This is a genomic window from Accumulibacter sp., assembly GCF_032229525.1.
In the GTDB taxonomy this organism is placed as follows: Bacteria; Pseudomonadota; Gammaproteobacteria; order Burkholderiales; family Rhodocyclaceae; genus Accumulibacter.
The window spans coordinates 52,296-57,341 of record NZ_JAVTWB010000141.1; the positions used below are offsets into that span (position 1 = coordinate 52,296).

The window sequence follows — 5,046 nt, forward strand, 5'->3', positions numbered from 1 at the left end:
CGGCGCGATGTCGAGGTAATCCCCGGCCTTGAGGTGGCGCGCCTGTGGCTCGTCCTCGAAGCGCAGGTGGGCGTCTCCCTGAACCAGCAGCACCCATTCGCCGTGTGGCTGGTCGTACCAAAAGCCTGGAGGGCTCGACTGGCCGCTGGAGACGATGCGCTCGATTCGGAGGCCTGGCCGCGCCAGCAACTCCACGAACTGCTCGTCGGGCAGGCTTGAAGGCGGTAGTTCGGAGAAAAAGTTGTTCATCGAGCGCAAATGGTAGTCCAGGGCTCCAGGACCGAGGCACGTTGTTCGTCGTCGTCCATCACCGCGACTGTCATGTCTCTCGTGGCAACGCGTCGCCGGACTGCGCGCCACCAGCGTTTTCGGCATGACGAATGACCGACTCGATCGCGCGAATCAGAAGGCTCATCGTCGCCTCCCAGCCGCCGTTGTCGATCGCCGTCGCCTGGAATCGCAGCAAGGTGCGCAGCTCGGCCGGAAGTTCCGACTCTTCCGGTAGCCTGGCACCCTCGACGAGCACGGGGAAGATCGCCTTTCGCTGTTCGATCAGGGCCGCGATCTCGCCACGCACGACATCGGCGGGATCCTGCAGTCGGGGCGGCTGGCCGTCTTCGCTGCCGGCCATCCAGGATCGGCCGATGACGACCACGCCGGCCTTGCACGCCCGCAGCGCGCCGTCGATCGACTCGTCCCACGCGCTGCTCGGCGCGATATCGCTGATGTCGAGGAAGACGCGGCGGTCGCCAAAATGCTCCGCCAGGTCGTGTGCGAGGCGGCCGGCCGCCGCGGGCGCGTCGCTGCGGCGGTAGGAGATGAAGACATCCGGCGCGTCGGCAAGCGTACCGCGCAGCAGGTTCATCAACTGGCCGGTGCCGCTCACCCAGGGCTCGGCCAGGCGCAGGAACTGCGAGCGGCTCACCCCGGGCACCGGGTGCCCCTCCCAGGTCTTGAGAATCTCCTGAAAGACATAGTCCGAGTTGCCGGTGAGACCGCCCATGAAGGGGAGGGGAAAGACCGGCTTGCCCTGCTCGATGACGCGGCGCGCAATGTCCAGCGCACCACGCCCGCCGCCGACCATCACTGCCGCATCGCAGCGGACGATCGCTTCGCGTTTCCACGCTTCGACGTCAGTCACCGAAACGACGCAGTCATCGCTCGGCGCGGAGTACCCTGGCAGTGGCAGGCCGCCGCGCTCGAACAGGCGCGCCCAGCCCAGCGAGACCTGCCGGAGCGCGCCTTGTGGCGCCTCGCCGCGCTGCGCGAGCGCCGCGCAGAAAGCGTCGGCCACCCAATAGTCGATACCGGTCGAGTTGCCGGTGACGAGTCCGAAGCCGGCCTCGGCCAACGTCGTGCCGATCATGCGCGCGGTGCGGCGCTTTGCCGGCATCGCCCATCCTGTACCGATGACCAGGACGAATTTCTTGTGGCTGCTATTCATTGGCAGTTCGTTTGCCTTTTCCTGTGGCTGCGCGCCGGATCGCGTTGGAGGCTTCTACGGCGATGAAGCGAGTCGAGCTTGAAAGCATGGGAGTCTACTATCGCCCGCCGCACGGCAAGTGGGTAGAGGACAGGACAGGCTCTCGCCTGCCCTCCCTCATCAAACCGTGCATGCAGTCTTCCCGCACACGGCTTTCCGATGTTCTTCACGCCCAGGTATGCGCCGAGTTCCAGCCCGCCCTGGTCGGGACTTTGTATAGCCCGTGGCGCCGGTAGAGATGAACACCTGGAACCAAGCGGAGGCCAGCTCCTCGGCCCTTCATCTTGTGACGCTTCAGCAAGTGGGTTCGCAATCGGTCTTCCGCGTGGTATCTGACTTTATTGATCGCCTGGCTTGAGTTGCGGTAGTGAAAGTAGTTGGCCCAGCCTCGCAGGCTGCGGTTCACGTTTCCCACGATGCCGGTGAAAACGCATGAAATCTTTGATCGCGTTTTCGTAGGCGCGGCGGGTACAGCGGTTGGTCAGGTTGGCGAACCATTCGACTTCGGGCGGTACGTCGGCCAGGTGGTGGAACGCCTCGGCGGTGAGTGATCGAGAAGGAAAAGGAGAGGACGGGGCGGAGCGGGGCGGGAAGTTGGGGGGTGGTCATGGGCGAAGTTCTCTGTTGATAAAATAGCTTATCAATAGTAAGTCGGGCACCAACCCGACTGGCAAATGCGACGCCGTCGATTCGTCGAAGAGCTTTGATAAAAGAGGCCAGGGTCAAGACCTGACGTCGCCCGCGCGGCAAGAAGATGAGATAGGCTTACCCTAGAAGACGCCCTCCGGTAGAGTTCGCAATTTGTCCGTTGCTGTCACCGAAGGCAGGACTGCCAGTGATGGCGATGCCAATGGGCGAAGCGAGAACCTGCCATGCACATCACCCAGCACACTGACTATGCACTGCGCGTACTGATCTACCTCGGGACCAACGAGGACCGCTTGGTGACCATCCAGGAGATTGCTGACCGCTTCGCCGTGTCGCGCAACCACTTGATGAAAGTCGTCAGTCGTTTGATCCGTGGCGGCTATGTCGATGGCTTGCGCGGCAAGGGCGGTGGCTTGCGGCTTGCATGTCCAGCCACGACCATCGTTGTCGGCGATGTTATGCGCCATATGGAGTCGGGCATGGACCTGGTCGAGTGCTTCGGCAAGAACTCCACCTGCATCCTGGATCCTGATTGCCAGCTGAAGGTTGCGCTTTCCGAGGCCCTCGCTGCGTTCCTCAAGGTGCTGGATGGCGTTACGCTTGCCGATCTGCTCGGCAAGAGCGAACGTGTGATCCTTCACGTCCTGCGACCTGTCCTGGCCATTCCCAGGTAGCTCCTCCGCACTTGGCGACAATCGTCGTCAATTTGATTCGGTTCTGTCGCCACATAAGAAGCGTTGCGTTTGCATCTTTTATAAGAGGTATCTAAAATGCCGCTTACAGAAAGTTGTCGCCGTTTCGTTCTCTTACATTGGTCCTACCGATACCGTAAAGGAGCTTCATCATGCATAACACACGCAAGCTGTGGATCTGGCTAGCGCTGATCTGCGTGCTTTCCTTCGCCGCTCTGGGCTGGGTTGGCCGCGAGATTTTCGTGCACGCGCCGCCCATTCCGACGCAGGTGGTCAGCAGTGACGGCCAGGTTCTCTTCTCCGAAGGGCAGGTGCAGCAAGGCCAGCAATCCTGGCTCTCGGCCGGCGGCCAGCAACTGGGCTCGGTCTGGGGGCATGGCAGCTATCTCGCGCCAGATTGGTCGGCCGACTGGCTGCACCGCGAAGCAGTTGCGCTGCGGGGGATCTGGGCACAGCGTGATTTTGGCGCGGCCTACGAGCACCTTCAGCCCAGCCAGCAAGCGCAACTCGATGCGCAGTTGAAGACGGAGCTCCGGCGCAATACCTACGACGCTGCCAGCGGTTCGATCAGCCTGAGTGCTGATCGGGCTGCCGCAGTCGCGCAAGTGGCGAAGCACTACGCCGACCTCTTTGGTGGTGAGCCTGCGCTCGATGCATTGCGCGAGCAGTACGCGATGCCAGCCAATATTCTGCGCGACGCGGCCGATCGGCAGGACCTGACGGCCTTCTTCTTCTGGAGCGCTTGGTCGGCAGTGACCGACCGCCCAGGCGAAAGCAACTTGAGCTACACCAGCAATTGGCCGCACGAGCCGCTGGTCGGCAATACGCCGACTACCGGTACCGGCATTTGGTCGATCGCCAGCGTCATTCTCATGCTCGGCGCGATCGCCGCGATGATCTTCTTCCACTCGACCAGCCACGAAGCAGGTGACCCAAGTCCGCCAAAGGCTGACCCGCTCTTCAAGCTCAAGGCAACGCCATCGATGCTGGCCACTCGCAAGTATTTCTATGTGGTCATCGCGCTGATCCTGGCGCAAGTCGGCATGGGCGTCATCACCGCGCACTATGCGGTCGAGGGAACGAGCTTCTTCGGTATCCCGCTCGGCGAGATCCTGCCATTTACCGTCAGTCGAACCATCCATACGCAGTTTGCCGTGCTGTGGATCGCCACCGCCTGGCTGGCCACCGGCCTCTACATCGCGCCGGCGATTTCCGGCAGCGAACCGAAATACCAGCGCCTCGGCGTCAATGTGCTGTTCTATGCCCTGCTGATCATCGTCGCCGGCTCGACGGTCACCGGCTGGCTGGGCACCTTGCAGAATCTCGGCAACGACTACAGTTTCTGGATTGGCAACCAGGGCCTCGAGTACACCAGCATGGGCCGTGTCTGGCAGATCCTGTTGTTCGCCGGTCTGCTGATCTGGGTAACGCTGCTCGGCCGCGCCCTGATGCCGGCGCTGCGCAAACCCTCCGAAAGCCGCGGGCTGATCGCCATGGTCTTCCTTGCTGCGCTGTGCATCGGTGGCTTCTACGCCACCTCGCTGGCCTGGGGTCAGAAAACACACTACGCGATGGTCGAATATTGGCGCTGGTGGCTGGTGCACCTGTGGGTCGAGGGCTTCTTCGAGGTCTTCGCCACCGCCGTCATCGCCCTGCTGTTCACCCGTCTCGGCCTGATCCGCGCGGCGACCGCCAACAGTGCGATCATCCTGGAAACCATCGTCTTCCTGTTCGGCGGCATTCTTGGCACACTGCACCACCTCTACTTCACCGGCACGCCGACTTCAGTGATAGCCATTGGGGCGATGTTCTCGGCGCTGGAAGTGGTGCCGCTGGCGATGATCGGCGTCGAAGCCTGGCGTAATTATCAGCGCTCCCAGGCCGCTCCCTGGGTGCAGGCGTACAAGTGGCCGATCTTGTGCTTTATCGCCGTCGGTTTCTGGAACGTCGTCGGTGCCGGCCTCCTGGGCTTTACGCTCAACACGCCGATCGCTCTCTACTATATGCAGGGCATGAACATGACTGCGGCGCACGGTCATGCCGCGCTATTCGGTGTCTATGGCATGCTCGGCATCGGCCTGTTGCTGTTCTGCCTGCGCGGTCTCTCGAACCGGGCGGCGTGGTCAGACAAACTGGTCGGCCTGATGTTCTGGTCGCTGAATGTCGGGCTGGCGATGATGGTCTTCATGTCGCTCGTGCCGGCCGGTGTCTACCAGGCGTGGG

The 5,046-nt window shown here is 62.3% G+C and carries 5 protein-coding genes; 2 read left to right on the forward strand and 3 right to left on the reverse strand.

Going from position 1 to position 5,046, the window contains the following annotated elements:
• From RUW20_RS10455 to RUW20_RS21675, 3 genes are all read right to left on the reverse strand, one after another.
• Positions 1-249, reverse strand: a 249-nt coding sequence (locus RUW20_RS10455; protein ID WP_313952145.1) for a cupin, incomplete at its 3' end; no start/stop codon positions are given.
• Between the two features lie 70 nt (positions 250-319).
• Entirely contained in the window at positions 320-1,444 is a 1,125-nt protein-coding gene (locus tag RUW20_RS10460; RefSeq protein WP_313952146.1) for a TIR domain-containing protein, read from the reverse strand.
• Between the two features lie 205 nt (positions 1,445-1,649).
• Positions 1,650-1,898 carry a group II intron maturase-specific domain-containing protein gene (locus RUW20_RS21675; protein WP_409559343.1) on the reverse strand — a complete coding sequence of 83 codons (249 nt, stop codon included), beginning with the start codon at positions 1,896-1,898 and terminating at the stop codon, positions 1,650-1,652.
• Positions 1,899-2,355: 457 nt separating this feature from the next.
• Here RUW20_RS21675 and RUW20_RS10465 point away from each other — a divergent pair, with 457 nt between their 5' ends.
• Both RUW20_RS10465 and RUW20_RS10470 read left to right on the forward strand, forming a co-directional pair.
• Positions 2,356-2,805: an Rrf2 family transcriptional regulator gene (locus RUW20_RS10465; protein ID WP_313952147.1), complete on the forward strand. Its 450-nt coding sequence runs from the start codon at positions 2,356-2,358 to the stop codon at positions 2,803-2,805.
• A gap of 170 nt (positions 2,806-2,975) precedes the next feature.
• Positions 2,976-5,046 (forward strand): nitric-oxide reductase large subunit (locus tag RUW20_RS10470; protein ID WP_313952148.1); only part of this gene is annotated, 2,071 nt, incomplete at its 3' end.